Genomic DNA, 25,019 nt, shown 5'->3' with positions numbered 1-25,019 from the left:
GGGTCCGGCCCTCGCGCGCTGCTCCCGACGCCATCCGCCATGCCCGCGCCCTGATCGACGACGATCCGGCGGCTGCGCTGTCCCTGGCCGATCTGGCCGCGGCCAGCGGCCTGAGCCGCTACCAGGTACTGCGGGCCTTCGCCCGCCACACCGGCCTCACGCCTCACGCCTACCAGGTGCAACGCCGGCTGCTGCTGGCGCGCAGCCTGATCCGGCAGGGCTCGGCCCTGGCCGATGCCGCAGCCGCGGTCGGCTTCGCCGACCAGAGCCACATGACCCGGTTATTCGTGCGCGCCTACGGCGTGTCGCCGCGGCGCTACGCGCTGGCCGCCGGCTAAGCGCTGCAATTTCGTTCAAGACCCGGCCCCGCCCGTCCGCCTAGCCTGTGCGCCTTGCTCTCACAAAGGCGTGGATCGGGTCATGAACAATCGGATGCGGGGCTATTGCTATCTGGCGGCCGCCATGGTGCTGGTAGGCAGCACGGTGGCCGCCAGCAAAATCATCGGAACGGGTCTGCCCCCCTTCACCGCGACCGCCTTGCGCTTCGCCATCGCCCTGCCCTGCTTCGCGCTGCTGATGGTCTTGACCGGCGCGCGCCTGCCGCGGCTGGACCGGCGCGACTGGCTGCTGCTGGTGGCCCAGGCCACCGCCGGCAGCGTCGGCTACACCACCTTGCTGATCGCCGGCCTGCAGCGCGCATCGGCCGTGGACGGCGGCATCATCCTGGGCACCTTGCCGCTGGTGTCCGCCGCCATCGCCATCCTGCTGCTGGGCGAGCGCCCGGGCAAGGCCACGCTGGCCGCCATCGTCGCGGCGGCGCTTGGCGTCTGGCTGATGATGCACCATTCAGCCGGCGCGGGCGGCGCGAGCTCTCTGGTCGGCAACGCGCTGATCCTGGGCGCGGTGCTGTGCGAGGGACTGTTCATCCTGTTGAACAAGCGGCTGCGCCAGCCGGTGGCGCCGCTGGCCCTATCCACGCTCATGACCGGTTTCGGGCTGGCGTTTTCGGCCGTGGCCAGCCTGGCGGAAGCGCCCTGGAACCTTGGCCTGCCGGCGCCGGCTGTGGCCGCGGTGGCCTATTACGCGCTGGTGCCCACGGTAGGCGGCTTCCTGCTCTGGTATGCCGGCGCGGCCCGCGTCAACGGCGCCGAAGCCGCCTTGTTCACCGCGCTTGCGCCGGTGTCGGCAGTGGCGCTGGCCGCCGGGCTGCTGGGAGAATCCTTGGCTCCCGCGCAACTGGCGGGCATGGCTTGCGTGCTGGGCGCGGTGGTGGCGCTGGGCTGGTCCGGAGTTCGCCCGCGCGGCAAGCAGCTTCGCGCCGGACCCGAAGCCGCCAGCCACGGCGCGGAGACTCGCGCAGGCCCTAGCCGCGGCTGAACGCCAGCGCGAACTCGTCGGAAAAGATATCGGCCAGCGAACGCCGCAAGGCGGCCGCCCGCTCGGCGCCGTAGGCGGCCTCGAAGCGGCGTTGCGCGTCCTTCCACAGGCGCTTGGACTCGGCCAGCTTGGCACGGCCCGCCTCGGTCAACGCCACCCGGCGGCTGCGGCCATCCAGGGGATCGCGCGACATCTGCACATAGCCGTCGCGCTCCAACGGCTTGAGATTGTGCGCCAGCGCCGAGCGGTCCAGCACCATGATGCGCGCCAGGTCCGTCATGGACGGCGTGCCGGCGCGCGCGATGTGCACCAGGATGGAATGCTGCGACACCTTCAGGCCGCAAGGCGCCAGCACCGTGTCGTACAGCTGCGATACGCGCCGGGTCGCCTTGCGCAGCGCAGCGCCATTGCAGACGAGCGGATCGGGCGCAATCGAGGCGGCGGGAGCGGCAGGCTGTTCGTCGGACATGGCAGGCGCAAGAAGGGGAGGACGGCGAGGACTCAACGCTACCGCCGGCTTGGGTTCGAGTCTAGCCCAATCTTGACTTTTATTGGCATATGCACGTAAATATTCCCACGCCATCCACGGGTTCCTCCCCTATGTCCGCGCCCCCACCTCCTCCCCCCGCCAACGCGCGCCTGCAGGCCATGCTGCATGCGCCCATCGCGCCCACGCTGGCGCGCCTGGCGTGGCCGAACATCCTGATGATGCTGGCGCAATCGTCCACCGGATTGATCGAGACCTGGTTCCTGGCGCGCCTGGGCACGCCGGTACTGGCGGGGGTGGCGCTGGTCGTGCCGGTGCTGATGCTGATGCAGAACATGTCGCAGGGCGCGATGGGCGGCGGCATCTCGGCCGCGGTGGCCAGGGCGCTGGGCGGCGGCCGCCAGCGCGAAGCGGACCAGCTGGTGCTGCATGCCGTGGTGCTCAACGGCCTGCTGGGCCTGGCCTTTTGCGCGCTGCTGCTGCTGGGCGGTCCGAGCCTGTACCGCGCGCTGGGCGCCGAAGGCGAGGCGCTGGAAGCGGCGCTGGCCTACTCCGACGTCATCTTCGGCGGCATCGTCCTGATGTGGCTGATGAACGCGTTCGCCAGCGCCATCCGCGGCACCGGCAACATGCTGGTGCCAGGCGCCGTGATCTGCGGCGGCGCCCTGCTGCTGATCCCGCTGTCGCCCTGCCTGATCTTCGGCTGGGGACCTTTTCCTGCGCTGGGCGTGGCCGGCGGCGGCTGGGCGCTGGTGATCTATTACGCCGTGGGCGCGCTGGTCCTGGGCCTGTACTGCGCCAGCGGACGCAATGCGGCGCGGCTGGTCCCCAGCCGCCTGTATCCGGGCCTGATGCGCAACATCCTCAGCGTGGGCGCGCTGGCCACGATCAACCCGCTCCTGACCAATGCCCTGGTGGCGCTGACGGCGGCCCTGGTCGGCGCCTATGCCGGCACTGCGGCGGTCGCCGGCTACGGCATCGCCGTGCGCCTGGAATACCTGCTGATGCCCATCGCCTTCGGACTGGGCGCGCCCATGGTGGCGATGGTGGGCTCCAACATCGGTGCGGGCCAGCCCGAACGCGCGCTGCGCATCGCCCTGACTGGCGGCGCGATGGCCTTTGTGCTGGCCGAGGCCATCGGCCTGGCGGCGGCGTTCTTTCCAGAGGCCTGGCTGCGCCTGTTCGGCGCGCAGGACCATATGCTGGAAGCCGGCGCCAGCTACCTGCGCACCGTCGGCCCGGTCTACGGCTTCTTTGCCCTGGGCTTCTCGATGTACTTCGCCTCGCAGGGCGCTGGCCGCCTGAAATGGCCGCTGATCGCGGGATTCCTGCGCCTGCTGCTCGCCATTGGCGCCGGCGGCATCGCCTTGCGCCTGACGGGATCGCTGAGCCTGTTCTTCGTGATCGCGGCGCTGGCGATGTGCGTCTACGGCCTGGTCATCCTGAGCGCCGTCGCGTCGGGCTCGTGGTTCGAACGCGCGCCGTTGCGCAAGCGCCGGCTGTTCGCGCGTTCATAGTTGCCTGCGCCGCGGATGCGCGCGCATGCAACACCTTCTTGGAAAGCGGAAGTGTCGCGCAACCTGTACTCAGGGCGCGGGCGCGTCGCGCAGCGCGTACTCGACCAGTTCGGCCGCATAGGCAGGCAACGTATCCCGCACGCACAGCACCAAATCGCGCGCGGCCCAGTCATCGGCCAGGGCCACGCGCCGCACGCCTGCGGCCCGACCATAGCGCAGCACCGCCACGCGCGGCACGATGGCTATGCCCACGCCTTGCCCCACCATCCGGCACACTGCGTCGAAGCTGCGCAGCCGCACCCGGTACGACAAGGCCTTGCCGCCGCGGCGCGCATGATGCGCGATGTGCTCCTGCAAGGCGCTGCCTTCGACCAGCCCCACGAATTCCTGGTCGGCCACATCGGCCAGCAGCACCGGCGGACGGCCGGCAAGCACATGGTCCGGCGGCACGATCAGCGTCAAAGGGTCATGCCGGAAGATCTGCGTGCGCAGGCCATGCAGGTCGGCCGAGTCGGCCAGCACGCCGATATCGCAAGCCCCCGCGCGCAGCGCGTCGGCAATCTCGTGGCTCAATCGCTCTTCCAGGTCCACGGAGACGCGCGGATGGTCCTTGAGAAAAGCCCCCAACACCGGCGGCAGGTACTCGCTCAACGCGGTGGTGTTGCACAGCACGCGCACATGCCCCTTCAGGCCCAGTCCGTAGTGGTCCAGTTCGCCGCGCATGCGGTCCATCTGCGCCAGCACCACGCGCGCGTGGTGCGCCAGCGTGCGGCCCGCTGGCGTAGGCTCGACCCCGCGCGCCTCGCGCAGCAGCAGCGGCACGCCCAGCGCGTCCTCCATGCCGCGGATGCGTTCGCTGGCCGACGCCAGCGTCATGTGGGAACGCCGCGCGCCCGCCGTGATGGAGCCGGTTTCCTGCACGTTGAGGAATAGCCGCAGATCGGTAAGGTCGAATCGCATGCGAAAAGCGTAGCACGGCGACCCTCAGGCTGAGCCATAGGATCGCTACGCGAGATCCCGATACGGGTTCAGGGACGCGCGGGACCACAATGAAGTCCCAGCCCTTTCAATCCGGGAAAAATCCATGAAAACCCTCAACCCACGGCGTACTCCAGTTCACTGGCCCGCCCTCGCGCTGCTGGCCTTGACCCTGCATGGCTCAGGCATGGCCGAAGCCGGAAGCCTGGACCCGCACACCACGCCCGCACAGAAATACGCGCTGGCGTTGGAAGCCCAGACGGTGGGCGACTATGCCGCCATGGCACAGTGGCTGCGCGCCGCGGCAGGCGACGGCCATGCGCCCGCGCAGCGCATGCTGGGCATCGCGCTGCTCGGCGGCCCGGCGCTGTACGGCGAGTCCCTGCGCGCCGACCTGTGCGAAGGGCGGCAATGGCTGCTGCGCGCGGCGCGCCAGGACGGCGCCGGCACGGACGACGTCGCCTACGCCTTGTTCGGCCGCCCCCGCGCCGGCCTCACCGCGCACTGCGAGCCGGCATGAATCTTCCAGACCTGTTCCCCGGCAACACGCCCGCGCTGCTTGCGGTGGCCGTGTCCGTGTTCATCCTGGCCGGCGTGGTCAAGGGCGTGGTGGGCCTGGGTCTGCCCACCATCTCCATGGCCATGCTGGCGCTGATCATGGCGCCGGCGCAGGCCGCGGCGCTGCTGATCGTGCCGTCCCTGATCACCAATCTCTGGCAAGCGCAGCCATGGCCCACCCTGCCCAGGATGCTGCGCCGCATCGGCGCCATGCAGGCGGGCATCTGCGCAGGCACGATAGGCGGCGCGTTGTGGCTGGGTCCGCCTTCGGGACACTGGGCCAGCGTGTGCCTGGGACTGGCGCTGGTGGCCTACGCCGCTTGGGGCCTGTTCGGCTCGCCGCCCAGGGCGCCGCAGCGGCATCAAGGGCTGGTGGGCGCCGCGATCGGCGCCGTTACCGGCGTGATTACCGCCGCCACCGGCGTATTCGTCATCCCCGCCGTGCCTTATCTGCAGGCCCTGAATCTGGGCAAGGATGGGCTGATACAGGCCATGGGCATCTCGTTCACGGTGTCCACCGTGGCGCTGGCGGCCGGCCTCGGCCTCAACGGCGGCTACTCGTCCGCCAGCGCCGGCGCATCCGTGTTGATGCTGCTGCCCGCGCTGATCGGCATGGCGCTGGGCACATGGCTGCGCGGCAGGATGTCGCAGCTAGCCTTCAAGCGCTGCTTCATGGTGAGCCTGGCGCTGCTGGGGGCCTATCAGGCAGCCCAGGGTTGGACGGCCTGAGCCCGGCAATCAGGCCGCCAGGCGCCTTTCGTCCACGAAGCCGATGGACACCGACATCTCGCGCCAGCGCGCCAGTTCCTGCTGCACCGACTGGATCTTGGCGCGCGCCTGGTCGAAGGCGTCCCGCCCCAGGAACAGATGCAGCGGCGCGTACTGCGCCTGCGCGGCGTTGATCAAGGCCCGCGCCATCTTGGCCGGATCGCCGTCCGCGTCGCGCGCCTGCGCATTGCGCGACGCCAGTTCGGGCGCCTGCTCGCCGTCCGCGCTCCCGGGCGCGCGCAACGCCCCCGGGTACACCAACGACACCCGAATGCCGAAAGGCGCGGCCTCCGCCGCCAGCGCTTCGGTCAGGCCGCTGACGGCAAACTTGGCGGCGCTGTAGGCGCCCCAATCGGCGCGGCCGCCATCGAAGCCCAGGATCGACGAGATATTGAACACATGCCCGCTGCGCTGCGCGCGCATGCGCGGCAGAGCCGCGCGGATCACGTTCAGCGTGGCGAACACATTGATGTCGAACGTGCCGCGCAGGTCCTCGTCCGGCAAGCTGTCGAGCGCGCCCCGCAGGCCATGGCCGGCGTTGTTCACCACCACGTCCAGGCCGCCGAAGGCGGCTGCCGTGGCATCCACGGCGCGCTGCACGCTGCGCTCGTCAGCCAGATCCACGGTCAAGGGCAGGAACTGCCCCTCCAGCTTGGCGCCCACCGAGTCCAGCAGCGCATCGCCATCCGGCGACGTCGCCGCCACCTTGTGGCCCAGGTCCAGCAACATCTTCACCAGGACCAGACCCAGCCCCGCGGAAGCGTCCGTCACCAACCAGATTTTTTCGGTATTCATGCGATTCCCTTCCCTTGCGTGTACCGCCGGCAACACGCCCGGCAGCCTGGCGGAGCCGGCGCATCCGCAATGAACGCGCCGCCCCGACCCTGGAAGAGATGGTAAGAATCGCGAGCCTGCGCGTACAGGCTCGTTCTTGCGTGAAACCTGCCTATTCCTGCAACGGTGTGTTCCGCGCCTGCCAGGCCCCGGTCACACTACGCAGAACCTTGCGCAGGCCTTAACCCAGCGCGCTGCGATAGTGCTCGCTGTCGAAGGCCGGCGCGCCTGCCGCCTGCGGCGCGGCCGGCGCCTGCTCCGCCGCGCCAGGCGTTTCGACGCCGAAAAGAGACAGTTCCGCGTTGACCAGTGCCAGTATGAAATTTGCCATGATGACTCCTTGGATATCGGGTCCGGACCGGCGCAGGCCGCGCAGGTCTTATAGAGGACATGGCTGCCATGGTGCGTGCCGGGCCGCGCGCCGTCCATTTGCTTTGTTCAATGGCGCCGATTGACGGGATGCAAGCCTGGAGACGCCCGGGGCCGGAATGACGGATAATTCGGGTGTTTTCCGCGGCGCCGCGGGAAACAGTACTTTTTTCGGGCCTTGCGCCCACCCGCATTCGGAGTCAGTCATGCATCGCGGTATCGAGGCGATCGAAAAATTCATGGAATCCATCGGCCTGGCCTGGCGCCCCGGCTCGACCGAGCGCGCCGAGCTGAAAGTCAGCTACCGCATCGGCAACACCCGTCCGCTGGGCATAGACCGCACGCTGGTCGAGTTCCACTGCGATCCCAAACGCGCCAAGGTCTGGGTGCCGGAATTCTCCCGCACCAGTTTTCATCAGTGGTTCGAAGTGCCGTACCAGGAATTCGAATTCACTCCCGGCGGCTCGATGCTGAAGATCAAGGCCCCGGCGCGCGGCAACGCCCCTCCGTACAGCGTGGGCATCAAGCCCCTCGCCTGAGGCCGGTTGCCGCCGCCCGCGGCGGCAGCGTCGGCTACAGCTGCTTGTACATGATGGTGGTGCCGTCCAGCTTGGCGGCATCATGCGGATCGCGGCTGAAACCCGGTATCACTCCCACGGTCTGATAGCCCTGCGACGCGTACAGCGGCTCGGCGCTGTCGCCCGTGCGCGTGTCCAGCGTGATCAGGCTGCGGCCCTGGCGCCGCGCCATGGCTTCCGTCTCGGCCAGCAAGGCCCGGGCGATGCCGCGGCGGCGGAAATCCGGATGCACCAGCAGCTTGCGCACCTCGGCGCGGTGCGGCTGGTTGGGCGGCGTGTCCCAATCCAGCTGCACCGATCCCGCGATGCGTCCTTCCTGCCGCGCCACCCACAGCGCCGACATGCCGCCGGCGACCGCCGGCAGCACCTTGGCGCGCCAATAGGCTTGCGCCTCCTCGGACGAATACGGCAGGACGAAGCTGACGCTGGCGCCGCCCTGCACGCAGGCGCGCAGCAGTTCGGCCAGCTCGGGCACAAGGGCCTCGGCGGCATCCGCCGACAAAAGGATCAATTCGGGATTGGGATGAGACATGGCGGGCTCAGACGATGAAGAGCAGGTAGCGGGCGCCGCAATGCGGCGGGGTTGAGAATTCACTGGCGCCGAACAGCTGGTAGCGCAGGCAGTCGCCCTGGGACAGGCCATGCGCCTGCCCGTCGACGGTGATGGCCAGCTCGCCTTCCAGCATCAGCAGGTGATGTTCCAGCCCCGGCCGGGGCGAACTGTCATAGGCGATGCGCGCGCCGGCGGCCAGCTCGCACGCCAGCACCTCGCCCGCCAGCCGCTGCGCCGGCGGCGACACCGAGCGGCGACGAAATCCGGCGCTGCCGTCCACCCACACGGCTTGCGCCTGCTGCGGCACCAAGGGCACGAAATCGTCCTCAACCATGAGCATCAGGCGCGACATGGTCAGGCCATAGGCCCCGCACAGCTTGCCCAGCGCGCTGGCGGTGGGGCTGACCTCGGCGTTTTCCAGGCGGGACAAGGTGGCGCGGCTGAGGCCGGCGCGGCCGGCCAGCTCGTCCAGGGACCAGCCGCGCTCCTGGCGCAGCGCCTTGAGCCGGCCGGCAATGCGCCGGTCCAGATCGGCGTCGGGGATAGGGTTGTTTTCCATATAAGAGAATTTCTCTCATATACGGAAAATCGTCAAGCCCCCAGGCGAAACAGCGGCCGGATCCAGGGCGTCCCGCGATTTCGGCACAATACGGGTCATGCACCTGGCCAAACCCCTGATGATGACCGCACTCTGCCTGAGCTTCTTGAGCGGCTGCGGCTTGCCGCCGCTGGACAACCGCAGCGAATCCCGCGCCCTGACGCCCGAGGCCTCGCAAGATACCGCCCTGGGCCGGGCGATCGCGCCGCTGGCCGCCGCACATCCCGGCAAATCCGGCATCCACCCCCTGCCTGACGCCTACGAGGCCTTCGCCGCCCGCATGCTGCTGGCGCGCGCCGCCGAGCGCAGCCTGGACGTGCAGTACTACATCTGGCACAAGGACATGACCGGCACCATGCTGCTGGAAGCCCTGCACGAAGCGGCGGACCGCGGCGTGCGCGTGCGGCTGCTGCTGGACGACAACGGCACCTCCGGGCTGGACCAGGAACTGTCGGCGCTGGACGCGCACCCGAATATCGAGGTACGGCTCTACAACCCCTTCGTGCTGCGCTGGCCCAAGCCCCTGGGCTACCTGACGGACTTCAGCCGGCTCAACCGCCGCATGCACAACAAGTCCTTCACCGCCGACAACCAGGCCACCATCATCGGCGGCCGCAACATCGGCGACGAGTACTTCGGCGCGGCCAGCGGCGTGCTGTTCACCGACCTGGACGTGCTGTCCATTGGCGCCGCGGTCAACGACGTGTCGGTGGATTTCGACCGCTACTGGGCCAGCGACTCCGCCTATCCGGTGGACCGGCTGCTGAAGCAAACCAGTCCCGGCGAACTGGACGAACTGGAGCAGGCCGCCACGCGGGTCGAGCACTCGCCCGAAGCCGCCGCCTACGCCGAGGCCATGCGCAAGCTGCCTTTCATCCAGCAGCTGCTGCGCGGCGAACTGACGCTGGAGTGGGCCGACACCCGCATGGTCAGCGACGATCCGCGCAAGACGCTGGGCACCGCGCCGCCGGAGGCGATGCTGCCGCATCAGCTGCATGAAATCCTGGGCACGCCCGCCACCGACCTGGAACTGGTATCGCCCTATTTCGTGCCGACCGCGGTCGGCACCCAGTCCTTTGCGCAGATGGCGAAAAGCGGCGTCAAGGTCAAGGTGCTGACCAACGCGCTCGAAGCCACCGATGTGGCGGTGGTGCATTCCGGCTATGCCAAGCGCCGCAAGGACCTGCTGGCCGCCGGCGTCGAACTCTTCGAGATGAAGCGCCAGGGCGGCGAGGTCGAGCGCAACAAGAGCATGGGTCCCTTCGGCAGCTCAGGCTCCAGCCTGCACGCCAAGACCTTCGCCGTCGACGGCAAGCGCATCTTCGTCGGCTCCTTCAACTTCGACCCGCGCTCGGCCAAGCTGAACACCGAACTGGGCTTCGTCATCGACAGCCCCACGCTGGCCAGCCGCATCGCCGAGGCCTTCGACCGCGATATCCCCAATACCGCCTACCGCGTCTGCCTGGATGACAAGGGCCAGCTCTACTGGCTGGAACAGCGCAACGGCGAAACCATACGGCATGACACCGAGCCCGGCACCACGGTGTGGCAGCGCCTGTCGGTATGGTTCGTGTCGCTGCTGCCGCTGGAACCGTTGTTGTAGGCTGACATGGCGACCAACCTGGACCTATTCGGCGACGATGGCGCCGCGCAAGCCGGACGCGTCGTGCTCGGCCCGCAAGCCGTGGTGCTGCGCGGCTATGCGCTGCCCGTGGTGGAAGCCCTGCTCGCCGGAGTCGACGCCGTGGCCGCGCAAGCGCCCTTCCGCCACATGGACACGCCCGGCGGCTACACCATGTCGGTGGCGCTCACCAATTGCGGGCAACTGGGCTGGACCACCGATACGCACGGCTATCGCTATGCCCGCATCGACCCGCTCTCCGGCCAGCCCTGGCCCGCCATGCCCGAGGCCTTTTTGCGTTTGGCGCAGGCGGCCGCGGCCGAGGCCGGCTTTCCCGGCTTCGAGCCGGACGCCTGCCTGGTCAACCGCTACGAGCCCGGCTCGCGGCTGTCGCTGCATCAGGACAAGAACGAGCGGGACTACGGCGCGCCCATCGTCTCCGTGTCCCTGGGCATGCCCGCCATGTTCCTCTTCGGCGGCGACCAGCGCGCCGACAAGGCCAGCCGCACGCCGCTGTTCCACGGCGACGTGGTCGTATGGGGCGGCGTCGACCGGCTGCGCTACCACGGCATCATGCCCATCAAGGATCTGCCGCACCCGCGGCTGGGCAGCCAGCGCATCAACTTCACCATCCGCCGCGCCGGCTGAGCAGCCCCCCGGCATGAGGGTTCCCCGCGTCTGGCCGGCCCGACGCGGCGGCTCTACTATTGCGCACCCTCATGCTCCGCCACCCGGAATCCCATGCGTACACGCACCGCCCTGGCTTTGTTCTGCACCCTGATATCGGCGCCTGCCTGGTCCGGCGAACCGCCCGCCCTGATCGAGAATTCGCTCGGCATGACCTTTGTCCGCGTGCCTGCCGGCACCTTCCAGATGGGCAGCGACGAAGCGCCCGAGGCGCTGGCGCGCGCCTATCCGCTGTATCCGCAGGACCGCTACGCCCAACTGTCCGACGAAGCGCCCGTGCATGCCGTGCGCATCACCCGCGCGTTCTACATGGAGCGCACCGAAGTCACCGTGGGCCAGTTCCGCCGCTTCATCGAAGCGTCCGGCTACGTGCCCGAATCGGAAGCCGACGGCACCGGCGGCTATGGCTACAACCCGCAGTACGACGCCGACAAGTCCGAACGCGGCGACGCCTTCGAAGGGCGCGACCGCCGCTATTCCTGGCGCAATCCCGGCTTCGCGCAAGGCGACGACCACCCCGTGGTCAACATCAGCTGGAACGACGCCACGGCGCTGGCGCGCTGGCTGACCCAGGCCGAAGGCAAGGTCTACCGCCTGCCCACGGAGGCCGAATGGGAGTACGCCTGTCGCGCCGGCACCCGCACCCGCTACCAGAACGGCGACGATCCCGCCGCCATGCCCGATATCGGCAACGGCTTCGACGCGGACGCCGCGCCGCTGTGGCCCAAATGGCAGGCGCACGCCTCGGCCCGCGCCGACGGCCATGCCTTCACCGCCCCGGTCGCCAGCTATGCGCCCAATGCCTTCGGCCTGTACGACATGCACGGCAACGCCTGGGAGTGGGTCTCGGACTGGTATGGCGAGGACTATTACGCGCACTCGCCGGTGGACGACCCGCAAGGTCCCGCCAGCGGCAACGTGCGCGTGCGCCGCGGCGGCTCCTGGCATACCTGGGCGCTGTACACGCGCGCCTCCTACCGCAACTGGAACACGCAGGAAACGCGCTATCCGCTGGTCGGCCTGCGGCTGCTGCGCGAGGCGGATTGAAGCTTGGCCTGGGTCTAGAATAGGCCGCAGCACGTATTCAAGAAGAGTTCCCCATGCCGCCCGCCACGCCCAAGCAGGACTGGATACTGCGCGCCGCGCCCTCGGGCCAGCTGGAGCGCATCGAGGCCTACTTCGGCGGCCATGGCTACGGCATGCACCGCCACGACACCTATGCCATCGGCCGCACCCTGTCCGGCGTGCAGAGCTTCCATTACCGCCGCGGGCTGCGGCATAGCCTGCCCGGCGGCACCATCGTGCTGCATCCCGACGAAGTCCACGATGGCCAGGCGGGCACCGAGGCCGGTTTCCATTACCGCATGATCTACGTGGAGCCGGCGCTCATCCAGCAGATCCTGGGCGGACGGCCGCTGCCGTTCATTCCGGGCGGCATCTCGGCGGATCCGCGGCTGTATGCCGCCAGCGCCGGCCTGCTGCAGGACACGCATGACCCCATCGACCCGCTGCAGGAGGACGATGCGCTGTACGAGCTGAGCCATGCCTTGTGCGCCGCGGCCGGCGGCAAGCCGGGACGCCGCAGCGCCGACTACGTCGCCGCCGAACGCGCACGCCAGTACATCCATGCCTCGCTCGAGCAGTCCATCACCCTGGAGCAGTTGGCCAGCGCCGCGGCCACGGACCGCTGGAGCCTGTCACGCGACTTCCGCGCGCTGTTCGGCACCAGCCCGTACCGCTACGTGATGCTGCGCCGCCTAGCTCAGGCCCGGCGCCTGATCGCCGCGGGCATGCCGCTGGCGCAGGCGGCCGCCGCGTCAGGCTTCACCGACCAGAGCCATCTGACGCGCCGCCACGTCCAGACCTACGGCATGGCTCCCGACCGCTGGCGCCGCATGCTGAGCCGCTGAGCCGGCGGGCTCCGCAAAGCTGCTCGATCGTACAAGACGCCGCCCGCGCGGCCTTCTATCCTGGGGTTTGTTCAACCCTGTATGAAGGTCGCGCCATGCCTGATATCCGCCCCATCAACTTCGCCGACAAACTGGCGCTGTTCTCCGAACACTGGATGCCCAAGGTCGTCGCCGAGATGAACGACTACCAATTCAAGCTGGTGAAGATCCAGGGCGAATTCGTCTGGCACAGCCATGCCGACACCGACGAGACCTTCATCGTCATCGAAGGCCGCCTGCGCATCGAACTGCGCGACGGCCATATCGACCTGGGCCCCGGCGAAATGGCCGTGGTCCCCAAGGGCGTGGAGCACAAGCCCTGTGCCCCCGAAGAGGTCAGGATGCTGCTGATCGAGCCGCGCGGCGTGCGCAATACCGGCGACCAGGGCGGCCAGCGCAGTGCCCCCAACGACGTCTGGATCTGAGCCGGCCGCCATCTGCTAAGGTGAAAGCCCACGAGGAGTAAGCCATGTCCAGAATCATGCTCGTCACCGGCGGCGGCCGCGGCATCGGCGCCGCCGTCGCGAAGCTGGCCGCCCGCCGCGGATACGCGGTAGGCGTGAACTACCACGCCAACGCGGACGCCGCCCGCGCGGTGGTCGAGGAAATCGTGCAAGGCGGCGGCCGCGCCGTCGCCCTGCAGGCCGACGTCTCGCAAGAGGACCAGGTGCTGCGCATGTACGGCGAACTGGATAAAAAGCTGGGCCGCATCGACGCGCTGGTCAACAACGCCGGCATCCTGGAGCAGCAGATGCGCGTCGACCAGATGAGCGCCGAGCGCCTGCTGCGCGTGCTGTCCACCAACGTGATCGGCGCCTTCCTGTGCGCCCGCGAGGCGGTGCGCCGCATGTCGACGCGCCACGGCGGCCCGGGCGGCGCCATCGTCAATGTCTCGTCCGCGGCCGCCCGCCTGGGTTCGCCCAATGAGTACGTGGACTATGCCGCGTCCAAGGGCGCCATGGACACGATGACCATAGGCCTGTCCAAGGAGGTCGCGCCGGAGGGCATCCGCGTCAATGGCGTGCGTCCCGGCGCCATCTACACCGACATGCACGCCAGCGGCGGCGAACCCGGCCGCGTGGACCGTTTGAAGGGTGCGATTCCGCTGCGCCGCGGCGGCACCGTGGAGGAAGTGGCGGGCGCCGTCATGTGGTTGTTCTCGGACGAAGCCGGCTACACCAGCGGCTCCTTCATCGAGGTGTCCGGCGGCAACTGAGGCGCCGATCCTACCTGGCGTCGGAAGAAATGACCTTCTGCTCGTGCCGGGCGGCGATGCGCGCCTCGACCCGCCGCAGCACCGCCAGCACGAACAGGGCCATCAGCGTGCTGACCACGGCGGTGGCCTCGCGCCCCATGCCCGCTGCCGCGCCGATCGCCGCCGTCATCCAGATACCTGCCGCGGAAGTCAGCCCGCGGATCTCGCGCTCGCTGCTCAGCTTGATGATGGCGCCAGCGCCCAGGAAGCCGATGCCGGCGATCACGCCTTGCAGCACCCGGCTCAGGTCGCCGACCTGCATGCCGCCCTGCAACGGCACCAGCACGAAGATCGCCGCCCCCAGCGCCACCAGCATATGGGTGCGCAGGCCCGCGTCCTTGCCGCTGCGCTCGCGCTCATAGCCCAGCAAGCCGCCCAGCAGCATCGCCACGCTCAGGCGCAGCACGATGCGGGTCGCCTCGCCCACATCGGGGATGTCAGCGAACTCGCTGCGCACGGTGGACCAGATTTCCAGCCAGATTTCCGTCATCGCCGCCCCCTCGTGGGAAATGGTCGGACCAGCATAGCAGGCGCCGCGCGGCCGCCGCCATGCGCCGCACGCACTGGCACATGTGGGCACAACTGGTTTACAACCGAGCAGACGCCGCGCAGGGTCGCGGACGGAACCGACCGGAGGGTTACATGGATTTGCAGCTAGACGGTAAACGCGTGCTCATCACGGGCGCATCCAAGGGCATAGGCCTGGCCTGCGCGCTCGCCTTCGCCCGCGAAGGCGCCGAACCGATATTGGTGGCGCGCGACGACGCGGCCCTGCGCGCGGCGGTCGAGGCCATACGCGAGCAGACCGGCAAACAGGCGCGGGCCGTCACGCTGGATCTGGGGCAGCCCGCCGCGGCGCAGCGCCTGAGCCAGGAAGCAGGCGATATCGACATCCTGGTGAACAATGCCGGCGCGATACCGGGCGGCGCCCTCGACCAGGTACAGGACGAGCGCTGGCGCGCCGGCTGGGAACTGAAAGTCCACGGCTATATCGATCTGGCCCGCCACTACTATCCGCGCATGCGCGAAGCCGGCGCGGGCGTCATCGCCAACATCATCGGCATGGGCGGGGCAGCGCCGCGCGCCGACTACATCTGCGGCGCCGCGGGCAATGCCTCCCTCATCGCCTTCACCCGCGCCCTGGGCGGGGACGCGCCGCGCCACGGCGTGCGCGTGTTCGGCGTAAACCCCTCGCGCACCCGCACCGACCGGGTGATGACGCTGGCCAAGCAGCGCGCCCAGGCGCGCTGGGGCGATGAAAGTCGCTGGGAGGAAACCTTGTCGGATCTGCCCTTCGGACGTCTGATGGAACCCGGCGAAGTCGCCGACATGATCGTGTTCGGCGCCTCGCCGCGCGCGGCCTACCTGAGCGGCACGGTGATAGATCTGGACGGCGGCGAACAGTACGCGGGCTGAAGCCCGTCCGGCGCGCCAGGCCGGATTAGGCGGACTGGCGCCAACCCGCCAGCAGCCCCGGCAATGCGGCCATGTCAGTGAACACGTGGGCCACGCCCACGTCGCGCAAGGCCTCGGCGCCGCTATGGCCGTTGGCGTCCGGGCTGTAGCCGAACACGGTGGCGCCGGCGGCCACTCCAGCCGTGGCGCCGGTCACCGTATCTTCCACGATGGCGCAGCGCCTGGGGTCCACGCCCAGCGCCTGCGCAGCCGCCAGGTACACGTCCGGATAGGGCTTGCTGCGCGGCATTTCGTGGCCGCTGAAGACGCGTTCGCGAAAGCAATCGGCAATGCCGACCTTGGCCAGCTGCAGCTCCACCTTGCGGCGGTCCGCGCCCGAGGCCACGGCGATGCGACCGTCCAAGGCCGCGTGCAGCGCCCGCACCGCGTCCGGCGCGCCCGGAATCTCAAGCAGGTCCCGATCCAGCGCAGCATTGCGGCGCTGGCGGAACTGGTCGAACCAATCGGGGGTAATCGTCGCGCCCGTGCGGGACTCGATCAACGGCAGCTCGTCCCTGACGGCTTTGCCCGTGAAGATCTGCTTGGTTTCCGCATGCGTGATGCCCCAGCCCAATTCATTGAGCATCTCGGTCAACACGCGGCTGGTGATGGGTTCGGAATCGACCAGGACGCCATCGCAGTCGAACAGCACGGCATCGAAGGGGAAATCAGTCATTGCAGCAACATCGGGAAGGTCCATGAAGCGGGTAAGCATACTGCAAGCCTCCCCGCCCCCTGGCCGAAGCGCCGTTGGACTCAGCCTTGCCGCGACAGGAACGGCAGCAGGTGCTCCAGGAAAGCTTCATGGCATTCCTCGGTGACGAAGTGTCCGCAATCGGCAATGATCGCCCCGCGCAGGTCCCTGGCATTCTCGCGCATGGTGATCAGCGGCGCGTCGCGGGTCGCGTGCTCGGCGCCGATGGCCAGCGTGGGCATTTCCAGCATGCGCTTGGCGCGCAGCGTGTTCTGCCGGATGGTCTCCGGAATGGCGCGGTAGTAGGCGAATCCGCCGCGCAGTCCGCCGGGCGCCGCATAGGCGTCGATGTAGACCTCGGCCGCGACCCGGTCGCGGCGATGCGACCACTTGTCGAACATGAAGGTCAGGTAGGCTTTTTCCCTGCCCGCGATCAGCGTCTCGGGCAGATCGTGCAACTGATTGAACATGAAATGCCAAAGAAAGATGTTCTCCTGCGGCGGGGCGAAGATGGTGGGCGCCGGCGCCAGTCCGGGAATGACGGCCTCGGTCAGCGCCAGCCGGCTCACCGCCGCCGGAAAATCGCTGGCCAGCGCATAAGCGACCCACATGCCGATGTCGTGGCCCACCACCTGGTAGCGCGCGTGCCCCAATTGCGTCATCAGCTGGTGCAGCGTGGCGGCGATCGCGCCGGTGTCATAGCCGGATGCCGGGCGGTCGGAATCGCCGGTGCCGGGCGGATCCACCGCGATCGCCATATAGCCGGCCTGCGCCAACGCCGCCATGACGTGGCGCCACGTGTACCAGGTCTGGGGCCAGCCCGGGATCAGCAGCACGGGCGTGCCCGTCCCCGCCGTGGCGCAGTGGATGCGGTGCCCGTCGACCAGGACGTACTGGTGCGCGAAGGCCTCGAAGGAAGGATTCTGGTGTGTCATTGATGCTGTCCGATGGGGCGCAGGGCCGTTCATGCGATGCCCAGCAGGGCGTTGATCTGTTGCTTGTCGATGGCGGCGCCGGCGAAGTCGTCGAACACCTTGGACGTGACCGGGATGATGTGGCGGTTGATGAATTCCACGCCTTCGCGGGCGCCGGTCTCCTGGTCCTTCAAGCAGCACTCCCATTCCAGCGTGGCCCAACCCTGGTAGTCGTACTGCGCCAGCTTCGAGAAGATCGCCTTGAAATCCACCTGCCCGTCGCCCAGCGAACGGAAGCGCCCGGCCCGGTTGATCCAGGACTGGTATCCGCCATAGATGCCCTGCCGGCCGCTCGGATTGAACTCCGCATCCTTCACATGGAACATGCGGATGTAGTCCTTGTAGATGTCCAGGTACTCCAGGTAGTTCAGCTGCTGCAATACGAAGTGGCTCGGATCGAACAGAATGGCGCAGCGCGCATGGCCGCCCACGCGCTCATGGAACATCTCGAAGGAAATGCCGTCGTGCAGGTCTTCGCTGGGATGGATCTCGAAGCACAGGTTCACGCCCTGCTCTTCGCACTCGTCCAGGACCGGCAGCCAGCGCTTGGCGAGTTCATCGAACGCCGCTTCGATCAAGCCTTCGGGGCGCTGCGGAAACGGGAACAGATAGGGCCAGGCCAGCGAACCCGAGAACGTGCCCATATCGGTCAGGCCCAACCTGCGCGATGCGCGCGCCGTGTCCAGCAGGCCTTGCCGCGCCCAAGCCGTGCGGGCTTGCGGATTGCCTCGCGCCTCGGGCGGCGCGAAGTTGTCGACCATGGCGTCGTAGGCGGGATGCACCGCCAGCGACTGGCCGTAGATGTGGCTGGTCAGCTCGCTGACCACCAGGCCATGCTGGGCCAGCGTGCCCTTGATCTCGTCGCAATAGTCCTGGCTCGCGGCTGCCGTCGCGGCGTCGAAGAAGCGCTGGTCCCAGGCCGGAATCTGCAGGGCCTTGAAACCCACGCCCGCCGCCCATTCGGCGATGGCGGGCAGGTTGTTGAAGGGAGCGACGACGTCGCTGAACTGGGCCAGGTGCAGGCTGGGGCCTTTGATCGTTTGCATGAATACTCAATCTAATTGTTTGTCGAACGACAAAGAATAGACGATGCGCGGATCGGCTGCAAGCGCAGGCGCGGCGTTACACTGCGCCTCAGTTAATTTCAACGAGACCGTCATGGCAGGCAGACCCAGAGAATTCGACCGCGACCTGGCGCTTCAGCAAGCAATGCTTGCGTTCTGGAAGCAAGGCTACGAGGGCACTTCGATGGCAGACCTGGTGGCGGCGACGGGACTGGCGTCGGCACGCCTCTATGCGGCCTTCGGTTCCAAGCAGGACTTGTTCCGCGAAGCCGTGGCACGCTACGAGGCGGGCGACGGCGCCTTCGCCGAGAGGGCTCTGGAAGGCACGGAGGGCGTGCGCGACGCCATCGCCAAACTGCTGGCCGACGCGGTAGCCACCTACACCCGGCGCGGCCGTCCGCAAGGCTGCATGGTGGTGTCGGCCGCCACCAATTACGCCGCCGAGAACGAAGCTGTCATGGCTTGGCTCACCAGCCATCGCAAGGCGCGCACGCAGTCCATCATCGACCGGCTCGAGGCCGCGTTGCAGGCGGGCGAACTCAAGCCTGGCACCGATGTACAAGCCTTGGGCGACTACTACGCCGTCGTCCTGCACGGCCTCTCGGTGCAGGCCCGGGACGGCGTCGGCAAGGCCCGTCTCCTGGCCATGATCCCGCCTGCCCTGAGCGCGCTGGACGCCGTCATGCGCTAGCCGCTGGCCCTGGGGTGCGAGTCTCCCAGGGAGGTCGAGATAATTTGACCCCAATTCCTGTTAATTGCATTTTGACAATTCAATATGCAAAATGGCGGCCATGGACACCTCCACCGCCACGCCCCGCCACGCCTGCTTCACTCTGAACGGCGCCCGCCATACCTGCCTGGACCTGCCCGGCATGTACGGCGCCGAGTACTTCCGCCTGCCCGTGGTGCTGCGGCTGCTGCTGGAGAACGCGCTGCGCAACATGCGGGACGCGGAACGCGACGCGGCCGCGGCGGCGCTATTCGCATGGCTGGAGCACGGCACCAGCGAAGCAGAGATCGCCTTCCAGCCCGGGCGCGTGCTGATGCACGACACCACCAGCACCCCGGCGCTGGTCGACATCGCCGCCATGCGCGACGCCCTGGCCGAGGCCGGCGTGGATCCTGCCGCGCTGAATCCTGTGCTGCCCGTGGACGTGTCGGTGGACCATTCATTGGCCGTGCAATCCTACGCGCGCGCCGATGCCGCAACGCTGAACCTGGACCTGGAACTGCGCCGCAACGCCGAGCGCTACCGCTTCCTGCGCTGGGCCTCCAAGGCCCTGTCCAACGTGCGCATCCATCCGCCGGGTACCGGCATCATGCACACCATCAACCTGGAGCAACTGGCCACCGTGGTCTGCGCGCGGGAAGACGCCGGCGGCATCGCCCTGCATCCGGACATGATGATAGGCACCGACAGCCACACCCCCATGGTCAACGGCATCGGCGTGCTGGGCTGGGGCGTGGGCGGCCTGGAAGCGCAGACCGTGATGTTCGGCATGCCCACCCTGCTGCGCATTCCCGATGTGGTCGGCGTGCGCCTGAGCGGCGCGCTGGCGCCGGGAGTAAGCGCCACCGACCTGGCGCTGACCGTGACCCAGCGCCTGCGCGAGATCGAGGTGTCCGGGGAATTCGTCGAGTTTTTCGGGCCGGGCGTGGCCACGCTGCCGGCCGGCAGCCGCTGCGTAGTGGCCAATATGGCGCCCGAGTACGGCGCCACCACGGGCTACTTCCCGATAGACGCGGAAACGTTGGCCTACCTGCGCCAGACAGGCCGGCCCGAAGCCCTGATCGCGCGGGTAGAGGCCTACGCCGAACGTGCCGGTATCGCCTACGACCCGGCCGCCGAGCCGCGCTACACCCGCGTCGTCGACATCGCGCTGGACCACGTGCAGATGCATGTGGCGGGCCCCAGGCGGCCGCAAGACCTGCATCCCTACGGCCACACCAAGGCGATCCTGGCGGAGCGGGCCGCTACGCCCGCGGCCGCCGCCGGCTGCCTGCCCCGCCACGCGGTCGCGATAGCCGCCATCACCAGCTGCACCAATACGTCGGATCCGCGCCTGTTGACCGCCGCCGGCCTGCTGGCCCGCAAAGCGCGCCAGGCCGGCCTGCGCGTGCCGGCCTGGGTGAAGACCTCGCTCGCGCCCGGTTCGCCCGCCGCGGCGGCATACCTGGCGCGCGCCGGGCTGCTGGACGACCTGGCTGCCGTGGGCTTCGACATCGTGGGCTACGGCTGCACCACCTGCATCGGCAATTCCGGGCCGCTGCCCGAGCCCGTGCGCGAGGCCATGGCGGCCGGCTCGGTCCACCCCGTGGCGGTGCTGTCCGGCAACCGCAACTTCGCCGGCCGCATCCACCCCGACCTGGACCTGGGCTTCCTGATGTCGCCAGCGCTAGTCATCGCGTTCGCGTTGGCAGGCGATGCCGAACGCGACCTGAGCCGCGAACCCGTGCAGACCGCGCCAGACGGCCGCGCTATCCATCTGCGCGACCTCTGGCCTGCCGATGCCGACGTCGACGCCGCACTGGCCGCCGGCCAGCAGCCGGCCGATTACCGCCGCGCCTTCCAGATCGCCAGCGCCAACCCGGCATGGCAGGCCCTGCAACCGCCGGACTCGGCGCGTTTTCCCTGGGACCCTGCCTCCACCGCCCTACGCCGCCCGCCCTTCGCCAGCACCGAAGAGGCCGGCCAACTGGGCCGCTACACGGCATATCCGCTGCTGGTGCTGGGCGACGATGTGACCACCGATCATCTGTCGCCCGCCAGCGCCATACCGCCGGACAGCCCGATCGCCGACTTCCTGGTCGAGCGCGGCGACGACCGCAACGACCTGAACGTGTTCGCCTCCCGGCGCGGCAACTGGCAGGTGATGCTGCGCGCAGCCTTCTACAGCAAGAGCCTGGTGAATCTGCTTTGTCCCGGCGCGCCGGTAGGCCACACGCTGCACGCGCCCAGCGGCCGGGTGGAGCCGATCTGGGAGGCCGCCGGCCGCTATTCCCGGGCCGGCCAGCCCGTGGTACTGGTGGCGGGCGAACGCTACGGCACGGGCTCCTCGCGCGACTGGGCCGCCAAGGGCCAACGCCTGCTGGGCATCCGCGCCGTGCTGGCGGTCAGCTTCGAGCGCATCCACCGCTCCAACCTGATCGGCATGGGCATCCTGCCCTTGCGCCTGCCTTCGGGTGTCACGCCGGCCACGCTGCGGATCCGGTCCGGCGACCGGATCGAGATCGACGCCCAGGCCGTCGCGCTGGCGCCGCGCATCGCCGTGGCGGTGCGCATCCTGCGTGCCGGCGGCGCCGTCGAAACGCTGCGGGCCATGGCCGCGGTCGAGACCCGGCTGGAAGTCAGGCTGCTGCGCATGGGCGGCGTCATTCCCGCTATCCTCTCGGACACCATCCATTCCGCCGTCCGCCACGCATGAGCGCCCAAAGCAATACCGCCGCGAAAATCCTCGCGCTGATCCAGGAAGACCGCCTGTCCGCCGGCGCGCACCTGACCGCGCAGAAGATAGCCGACCGGCTGCGTCTGTCGCGCTCTCCGGTCAACGACGCGCTCGGCGTCCTGGAGCAACGCGGCGTCGTTTCACGCAAAGCCAACCGCGGCTATTTCCTGGAGCAGGATCACGATGCGCTGGCGGCGATGCATGAGGATCTGGCGCCGCCCTCCGTGGACGACATCGTCACGCACAGCTACTTCAAACTGGCCGACGAACTGCTGCGCGGCGCGCTGCCCATGCAATGCAGCGAGGCGCTGCTGCGCGCGCGCTATGGCCTGACGACGGCGCAGACGCAGGCCTTGCTGGGCCGCATCGCGCAAGAAGGCTGGGCAGAGCGCAGGCCCGGCTATGGCTGGGAATTTTCATCCATGATGACCACGCCCGACAGCCTGCTGCAATCCTATCGACTGCGGCTGGCGCTGGAGCCGGCGGCGCTGCTGGAACCGGGCTTTCGCATCGACCGGCAGGTGCTGGCGCGCTGCCGCGCCGCGGAAAAACACCTGCTGGACGGCGGCATCGCCACCGACACCGCGGACCAACTGCATGAACGCGGCGTGCGCTTCCATGAATCGCTGGTGGAAGCCTCGGGCAATCCCTTTTTCATCGACGCCATCAAGCGCGTGAACCGCGTGCGCCGGCTGCTGTCCTACCGCTCCATGCAGGACCGCAGCCGCTACCAGCAGCATTGCGACCAACATCTGGCCATCCTGGATCTGCTGGAACGCGAGCGCAACGAAGAAGCTTCCGTTGCGCTCGCCAGCCATCTGCGCAGCACGCTGGACAACCTGGCCCGCATCAGCGGCATCCTGGCGTCCTAGGCCAACAAGCTCCGATCAGAAGTCCATCGACGCCGACAGCATCAACGTGCGCGGCACGCCCTGGGAAATCGTGCCGTACGACGCCACGCCCGACCAGTAGGCTCGGTTGAAGACGTTGACCACATTCGCCCGCAGCGTGATGTCCCTGCCGTAGAACTTGGTCGCATAGCGCGCCCCCAGATCGAACGTGGTCCACGAAGGCACCGACTGCGTATTGGCCTGATTGATGTACTCGCTGCCGGTGTGCATCATGCTGCCGGTCAGGGTCAGGCCCGCGACCCATGGCGTATCCCATTCCGCGCCCAGGTTGACCGACATTTTGGGTACGCCCACCGGCCGGTTGCCCACCATGGCGCTATTGCCGGCGCGCGTCAGTTCCGCGTCCAGCAAGGTCACCCCGCCCAACAGGCGCAGGCCGCGCCATGGTTCGCCGGCCAGGTTCAGCTCCAGCCCGCGGTTGCGCTGCTCGCTGTCGGCGCCATACACGCCATTGGTCAGCTGCCCGCTGGGCTTGGTGATCTCGAAGGCGCTCAGGGTCAGCATGGCGCCGTCCAGATCCACCTTCACCCCCACCTCCTTTTGCCTGGCCTTGTAAGGCTTGAACACCTGGCCTGCGTTGGACGCGGTAGCGGGCGCCACGTCGCCCTTGCTCAGGCCTTCGATGTAGTTGGCGTACAGCGAGACATTGCTCCAGGGCTTGACCACGATGCCCGCCAGCGGCGTGGTCGCGCTCTCGTCATAGCTGACGGTGCGCGCGCCGGTCGCGGCGTTGAAGTTGCGCGACTCGATGCGCTGCTGGCGCACGCCCAGGGTCAGCTGCGCGCGCTCGTCCAGGATGCTGAGCGTATCGGCCAGCGCCAGGCCGGAGAGGTCCGACGACGAGATCTTTGGCACATAGCCGGGCGCCGGAATGAACTGCTCGGGGCGCGTGATCGGATGATAGATGTTGGACGTGAGCGGCGTGCCCAACACGCTGGCCTGCTTGTTCCGGTCGCTGTACAAGCTGCCCATAAAACTGATGGCGTGGCGCACCGGGCCCGTGTCCAGCTTGGCGCGCAAGCCCGCGTTGTAGGTGCTGCGGTTGACCTCGAACCTGAAGTTGTTCGGCGTGACTACCGTGTCGCCGGCCGCGTTGACTATGGTGGGCGTCTGGTCCGACAAGCGCGAGACATCGGTGTCCGAGCCGCCTGCATCGGCAAAAACCGTCAGGCGGTCGCTGATGTCGTACTCGACCCGCAGCAGCGCCGATTGCCCATCCGACTTCCACCAGCCCCAGGGCTGGGTAGCGTTGCGCCGTCCGTCCGCCGCACGCGGCACGGCTATGCCGGCGGCCACCAGGAAAGGCCGCGTGGGCGCATCGACCTTCTCATTCTGCGTCAGCAGGTCCAGCGAGGCGCGCAGCCGCTCGCCCTGGTAATCCAGCGACAAGGCGCCGATGTCGGTGCGCGAGTACAGATTGTCCAGCGGCGTATCGCCCTGGCGGTGCATGCCGTTGATGCGCACGCCCCATTCGCCGTCCTTGCCGAAGCGGCGGCTCAGATCCGCCCGCGCGCCGAATTGCGAATCGCCCACATAGTCGGCGGACACCCGGCTCAGGTCCTGCGGCAGCGCCCGCTTGGGCACCATGTTGATCACGCCGCCCACGCCGCTGTTGGGCGACATGCCGTACAGCAGCGCCGCCGGCCCTTTCAGCACTTCGACCCGTTCGATGTAGTCGGTGAAGACGTGATAATTGGGCGCCACGCCATAAACCCCGTCAAAGGCGATCTCGCCCAGATTGCCTTCGCCGATGGGAAAGCCGCGGATGTAGAACGAGTCGGTCACGCCGCCGATCTGCCCGGTGAAACGCACCGAGGGTTCAACGTTCAGCGCATCGGCCAAGGTTACCGCCTGGCGGTTCGCCAGCAACTCCGAGGTGTAGCTGGTGACATTGAACGGCGTATCCATCACGTCGCGATTGCCCAGCAGGCCCAGGCGGCCGCCCCTGGCCACCTGGCCGCCCTCGTATTCGGCCGGCAAGGCGAACGGGGCCGCGCTGGCGCCGGCGACGGTGACCGTCGGCAGCACGGTCGCCGATTCATCCTGCCCCGAGGGCAGCTTGCGCAGCGAATAGGCGCCGCCGCCCTGCTCCGACAAGGCAAAGCCCGACCCGGACAGCAAACGGGAGAAGCCTTCCTTCACGCTATAGGCGCCGTCCAGGCCATTGCTGCGCAGCCCCGACACCAGGGCCGGATCGAACGACAGCGGCACCCCTGCGGCGGCGGCGAACTGGGCCAACGCGTCGCCCAGGGGCCCTGCCGGGATTGCGTAGGATTTACGCGCCGTGACGCTGACGGCGTCGGCCGCCACCGCCGGCAGCGCCGCCCCCGCCGCGGCCGCCAGAGC

27 protein-coding genes are annotated in these 25,019 nt (G+C 68.5%); 16 read left to right on the top strand and 11 right to left on the bottom strand.

The annotated features are described in order from the left end of the window. The coding region (locus WBB14_RS33820; protein WP_424243620.1) for a helix-turn-helix domain-containing protein at positions 1-338 on the top strand (338 nt) is incomplete at its 5' end. A gap of 82 nt (positions 339-420) precedes the next feature. Beyond that, entirely contained in the window at positions 421-1,377 is a 957-nt protein-coding gene (locus WBB14_RS33815) for a DMT family transporter (RefSeq protein ID WP_424243619.1), read from the top strand. Here the strand turns inward: WBB14_RS33815 and WBB14_RS33810 are convergent. Continuing rightward, positions 1,364-1,846 carry a MarR family winged helix-turn-helix transcriptional regulator gene (locus tag WBB14_RS33810; protein ID WP_332015650.1) on the bottom strand — a complete coding sequence of 161 codons (483 nt, stop codon included), beginning with the start codon at positions 1,844-1,846 and terminating at the stop codon, positions 1,364-1,366. The two genes, WBB14_RS33815 and WBB14_RS33810, sit on opposite strands and share 14 nt — an antisense overlap. Positions 1,847-1,977: 131 nt before the next feature. Here WBB14_RS33810 and WBB14_RS33805 point away from each other — a divergent pair, with 131 nt between their 5' ends. Next, positions 1,978-3,381: an MATE family efflux transporter gene (locus tag WBB14_RS33805; RefSeq protein ID WP_424243618.1), complete on the top strand. Its 1,404-nt coding sequence runs from the start codon at positions 1,978-1,980 to the stop codon at positions 3,379-3,381. Between the two features lie 69 nt (positions 3,382-3,450). Here the strand turns inward: WBB14_RS33805 and WBB14_RS33800 are convergent, their stop codons facing one another. Further along, the gene (locus tag WBB14_RS33800) at positions 3,451-4,341 is read right to left on the bottom strand and encodes a LysR substrate-binding domain-containing protein (protein WP_424243617.1); all 891 of its coding nucleotides are present in this window, start codon (positions 4,339-4,341) and stop codon (positions 3,451-3,453) included. Between the two features lie 205 nt (positions 4,342-4,546). Here WBB14_RS33800 and WBB14_RS33795 point away from each other — a divergent pair, with 205 nt between their 5' ends. Both WBB14_RS33795 and WBB14_RS33790 read left to right on the top strand, forming a co-directional pair. Then, a complete protein-coding gene (locus WBB14_RS33795) occupies positions 4,547-4,879 on the top strand; it encodes a sel1 repeat family protein (RefSeq protein ID WP_332013381.1) in 333 nt (110 codons plus the stop codon). Continuing rightward, positions 4,876-5,646: a sulfite exporter TauE/SafE family protein gene (locus tag WBB14_RS33790; protein ID WP_424243616.1), complete on the top strand. Its 771-nt coding sequence runs from the start codon at positions 4,876-4,878 to the stop codon at positions 5,644-5,646. The genes WBB14_RS33795 and WBB14_RS33790 overlap by 4 nt, the downstream gene beginning before the upstream one ends. A gap of 9 nt (positions 5,647-5,655) precedes the next feature. On the opposite strand, the gene WBB14_RS33785 is transcribed toward WBB14_RS33790, so the two are convergent. After that, positions 5,656-6,480 (bottom strand): SDR family NAD(P)-dependent oxidoreductase, encoded by an 825-nt coding sequence (locus WBB14_RS33785; protein WP_424243615.1) that lies wholly within the window; start codon positions 6,478-6,480, stop codon positions 5,656-5,658. A 220-nt stretch (positions 6,481-6,700) separates the two neighbouring features. Continuing rightward, entirely contained in the window at positions 6,701-6,850 is a 150-nt protein-coding gene (locus WBB14_RS33780) for a hypothetical protein (RefSeq protein ID WP_424243614.1), read from the bottom strand. Between the two features lie 244 nt (positions 6,851-7,094). On the opposite strand from WBB14_RS33780, the gene WBB14_RS33775 reads away from it, so the two are divergent. Beyond that, on the top strand, positions 7,095-7,427 hold the full coding sequence (locus tag WBB14_RS33775; protein ID WP_013395913.1) for a hypothetical protein: 333 nt from the start codon (positions 7,095-7,097) through the stop codon (positions 7,425-7,427). 34 nt (positions 7,428-7,461) lie between these two features. Here the strand turns inward: WBB14_RS33775 and WBB14_RS33770 are convergent, their stop codons facing one another. Together WBB14_RS33770 and WBB14_RS33765 are read right to left on the bottom strand one after the other, a co-directional pair. Next, complete coding sequence (locus tag WBB14_RS33770) at positions 7,462-7,998, bottom strand: GNAT family N-acetyltransferase (protein WP_424243613.1); 537 nt, start codon at positions 7,996-7,998, stop codon at positions 7,462-7,464. Between the two features lie 7 nt (positions 7,999-8,005). Next, the gene (locus WBB14_RS33765; protein ID WP_424243612.1) at positions 8,006-8,578 is read right to left on the bottom strand and encodes a helix-turn-helix domain-containing protein; all 573 of its coding nucleotides are present in this window, start codon (positions 8,576-8,578) and stop codon (positions 8,006-8,008) included. 97 nt (positions 8,579-8,675) lie between these two features. Between WBB14_RS33765 and WBB14_RS33760 the strand changes: the two genes are divergently transcribed. The 6 genes from WBB14_RS33760 (at position 8,676) to WBB14_RS33735 (ending at position 14,090) form a co-directional block, all read left to right on the top strand. Beyond that, on the top strand, positions 8,676-10,220 hold the full coding sequence (locus tag WBB14_RS33760; RefSeq protein ID WP_424243611.1) for a phospholipase D family protein: 1,545 nt from the start codon (positions 8,676-8,678) through the stop codon (positions 10,218-10,220). A gap of 6 nt (positions 10,221-10,226) precedes the next feature. Next, entirely contained in the window at positions 10,227-10,886 is a 660-nt protein-coding gene (alkB, locus tag WBB14_RS33755) for a DNA oxidative demethylase AlkB (protein WP_424243610.1), read from the top strand. 93 nt (positions 10,887-10,979) lie between these two features. Continuing rightward, the gene (locus WBB14_RS33750; RefSeq protein ID WP_424243609.1) at positions 10,980-11,972 is read left to right on the top strand and encodes a formylglycine-generating enzyme family protein; all 993 of its coding nucleotides are present in this window, start codon (positions 10,980-10,982) and stop codon (positions 11,970-11,972) included. A gap of 53 nt (positions 11,973-12,025) precedes the next feature. After that, a complete protein-coding gene (locus tag WBB14_RS33745) occupies positions 12,026-12,835 on the top strand; it encodes an AraC family transcriptional regulator (RefSeq protein WP_424243608.1) in 810 nt (269 codons plus the stop codon). Positions 12,836-12,930: 95 nt separating this feature from the next. After that, positions 12,931-13,299, top strand: a complete 369-nt coding sequence (locus WBB14_RS33740) for a cupin domain-containing protein (RefSeq protein WP_332013387.1) — start codon at positions 12,931-12,933, stop codon at positions 13,297-13,299. A 44-nt stretch (positions 13,300-13,343) separates the two neighbouring features. Then, positions 13,344-14,090, top strand: a complete 747-nt coding sequence (locus WBB14_RS33735) for an SDR family oxidoreductase (protein WP_424243607.1) — start codon at positions 13,344-13,346, stop codon at positions 14,088-14,090. A 10-nt stretch (positions 14,091-14,100) separates the two neighbouring features. Here the strand turns inward: WBB14_RS33735 and WBB14_RS33730 are convergent, their stop codons facing one another. Further along, the gene (locus tag WBB14_RS33730; RefSeq protein ID WP_424243606.1) at positions 14,101-14,619 is read right to left on the bottom strand and encodes an MgtC/SapB family protein; all 519 of its coding nucleotides are present in this window, start codon (positions 14,617-14,619) and stop codon (positions 14,101-14,103) included. Positions 14,620-14,771: 152 nt separating this feature from the next. Here WBB14_RS33730 and WBB14_RS33725 point away from each other — a divergent pair, with 152 nt between their 5' ends. Next, on the top strand, positions 14,772-15,545 hold the full coding sequence (locus WBB14_RS33725; protein ID WP_424243605.1) for an SDR family oxidoreductase: 774 nt from the start codon (positions 14,772-14,774) through the stop codon (positions 15,543-15,545). 25 nt (positions 15,546-15,570) lie between these two features. Here the strand turns inward: WBB14_RS33725 and WBB14_RS33720 are convergent, their stop codons facing one another. From WBB14_RS33720 to WBB14_RS33710, 3 genes are all read right to left on the bottom strand, one after another. Continuing rightward, complete coding sequence (locus WBB14_RS33720) at positions 15,571-16,260, bottom strand: HAD family hydrolase (RefSeq protein ID WP_424243604.1); 690 nt, start codon at positions 16,258-16,260, stop codon at positions 15,571-15,573. Between the two features lie 80 nt (positions 16,261-16,340). After that, on the bottom strand, positions 16,341-17,213 hold the full coding sequence (locus tag WBB14_RS33715) for an alpha/beta fold hydrolase (protein WP_424243603.1): 873 nt from the start codon (positions 17,211-17,213) through the stop codon (positions 16,341-16,343). A 29-nt stretch (positions 17,214-17,242) separates the two neighbouring features. After that, positions 17,243-18,298 carry a sugar phosphate isomerase/epimerase family protein gene (locus tag WBB14_RS33710; RefSeq protein ID WP_424243602.1) on the bottom strand — a complete coding sequence of 352 codons (1,056 nt, stop codon included), beginning with the start codon at positions 18,296-18,298 and terminating at the stop codon, positions 17,243-17,245. Between the two features lie 112 nt (positions 18,299-18,410). Here WBB14_RS33710 and WBB14_RS33705 point away from each other — a divergent pair, with 112 nt between their 5' ends. The 3 genes from WBB14_RS33705 to WBB14_RS33695 all read left to right on the top strand — a co-directional run bounded on the left by WBB14_RS33705 (position 18,411) and on the right by WBB14_RS33695 (position 22,634). Then, a complete protein-coding gene (locus tag WBB14_RS33705; RefSeq protein WP_424243601.1) occupies positions 18,411-19,007 on the top strand; it encodes a TetR/AcrR family transcriptional regulator in 597 nt (198 codons plus the stop codon). 100 nt (positions 19,008-19,107) lie between these two features. Then, positions 19,108-21,741: an aconitate hydratase AcnA gene (gene acnA, locus WBB14_RS33700; RefSeq protein ID WP_424243600.1), complete on the top strand. Its 2,634-nt coding sequence runs from the start codon at positions 19,108-19,110 to the stop codon at positions 21,739-21,741. Further along, entirely contained in the window at positions 21,738-22,634 is an 897-nt protein-coding gene (locus WBB14_RS33695) for an FCD domain-containing protein (protein WP_424243599.1), read from the top strand. Before acnA ends, WBB14_RS33695 begins: the two co-directional genes overlap by 4 nt. Before the next feature lie 15 nt (positions 22,635-22,649). On the opposite strand, the gene WBB14_RS33690 is transcribed toward WBB14_RS33695, so the two are convergent. Beyond that, positions 22,650-25,019: TonB-dependent siderophore receptor (locus WBB14_RS33690; RefSeq protein ID WP_424243598.1), on the bottom strand; the 2,370-nt coding region annotated here is incomplete at its 5' end.

It is taken from the genome of Achromobacter sp. (genome assembly GCF_049647645.1).
GTDB lineage: Bacteria > Pseudomonadota > Gammaproteobacteria > Burkholderiales > Burkholderiaceae_B > Achromobacter.
The sequence above is the reverse complement of the archived record's forward strand: the minus strand, read 5'-3'. Positions and strand labels throughout refer to the sequence as shown.